Genomic DNA, 517 nt, shown 5'->3' with positions numbered 1-517 from the left:
GGCATGATTGATCCGCAATTTCATTAGGCGTTGGCTAAACGGCTCTTTAAAGTGCTTTTGAAACAATCTTGTGACCGCACTTTCACTCAGCGATAAGTAGTTCGCCAAGTCTGCGAGCGTCACCTTAGTTGCAAAGTGCTGTTCGAGATACGCGTTAACACTTGCCACGCGCTCTCTTTCCTGTAGCTCGTGTTCACTCATCGATAAGTATGAGTGAGTCATCAGTGTTTTTGCTCCTTCATCGTGAGCAATCAGAGACAAAACATGGAGAAATCTCGATAGTTGCTCCATTGCAGGAAACGTCATGAGCTCATGCAGAAGATCCACCACGCGCTGAGCTGTCCGTTCAGAAAACACCACACCTTTATTGGCCGCCTTTAAAAGCGGGTCAAGCTTTCTAAGCTCTGCGCAATAGAACATCAAATTGGCAATCCACTCACGCTTAAACCAAATCACATGAGTCTCGCACTTGCTCTCGACCAATGTGGAGTGAATTGAATGAGGCACACCAGGCGCG

1 pseudogene is annotated in these 517 nt (G+C 47.2%); it reads right to left on the bottom strand.

Features of this window, described 5'->3' with window-relative positions:
• Window positions 1-517, bottom strand: a pseudogene (locus R7Z50_RS31085) (AraC family transcriptional regulator); the annotation flags it as partial.

The sequence above is a fragment of the Vibrio sp. 1249-1 genome (genome assembly GCF_033340495.1).
This window is presented reverse-complemented; position numbering and strand designations above follow the sequence as displayed.